At 61.6% G+C, this 1,057-nt stretch carries 2 protein-coding genes; one reads left to right on the plus strand and one right to left on the minus strand.

Features of this window, described 5'->3' with window-relative positions:
• A partial coding sequence (locus tag N826_RS45095) for a hypothetical protein (protein WP_211099526.1) occupies window positions 1–210 on the minus strand: 210 nt, incomplete at its 3' end.
• 519 nt (window positions 211–729) lie between these two features.
• On the opposite strand from N826_RS45095, the gene N826_RS39040 reads away from it, so the two are divergent.
• On the plus strand, window positions 730–1,057 hold a 328-nt coding region (locus N826_RS39040), incomplete at its 3' end, for a PAS domain-containing protein (protein WP_169789523.1).

Genomic DNA, 1,057 nt, shown 5'->3' on the forward strand with positions numbered 1-1,057 from the left:
CTGGACAGTGTCGAGGTCGCCCGGCACGTGATCGATGGCCACGATCCGGTCCGCCTGCTGCGAGAATTGGTGCTGTTCGGGTAGCACCCACCACAGCCGTCGGGACGGAACGGTTGATGAAAGCGGCCGGGTTGCCGAACAGCTGAGCGTCGCGTTCAGTATCCGAGGCGCCCAACGAGGCGCCGACCGGATCGTCACGGTCGAGGTCAACGGCTTTCCCGAGGGTGCCCGTTCGCAGCCCGGTCATTATGGTCCCGGTTGCGTCACCGCTGAGCTGGGCGAGAATGGGACGGATGGCCGTTGACCCCCACAAGCCCACTAACCTGTCGGCATGGTCTCCGGTGATCTTCTTCAGATCACCGGAGACCTGCCACCCGGCGAGGGTTTTTCATCTTTGTATTCGTGAGTTTTATTACCCTCTAACGACGGCCGGTAGGCTTCGGTGGCAGTGGAAGCAGAAGAGATGGTTGCGTTCCTGGTACGGATTGCGATCTTGTAGGAACCGCGGGCGACAGCGGAGGAATACCGCCGGACCCAGTGCCGGAGAATGGCTGGGGGGCGTTTCTTCGCCGCAGTGAATACACGCCGCCCTTCGAGATTCTGAGGCACCGTTTTGGACCTGCTTGGCTTCGGTATGATAAAAAGGTGTCGCTTCACCTGCCGTTCAACCTCTTCAACTATGCTGAAGCTATGACGATTGTTTCCTCAAATCCAAGCGATGAGCTTCTGATGTCGGAGCTTGGTCTGTCGCCCGACGCCCTGCTGTCCATGCCGCTGAGAATACGGCAAGGCTTCTCCTACTGGCAGGGTCTCAGGCGGGGAAGACTGATGCCGGCCCGCCGCGACGTCGATCCGCTCGACATCGGAGCGCTGCTGCCCAATGTGGTTCTGCTGGATGTCATTCACCAACCGGCCAAGGAGCAGGACCAGGGCTCGTCGGCCGGGCTGGACTTCCGGTTCAGGCTGGTGGGAACGGACGTCGCCGCGCGCTCGGCCCGCGACTATACCGGCCGGCGTCTCGCCGACATTCCCCATATGGCCCCCGGTACGCTCTTCT

It is taken from the genome of Skermanella aerolata KACC 11604 (assembly GCF_000936425.1).
GTDB classification, from domain to species: Bacteria; Pseudomonadota; Alphaproteobacteria; order Azospirillales; family Azospirillaceae; genus Skermanella; species Skermanella aerolata.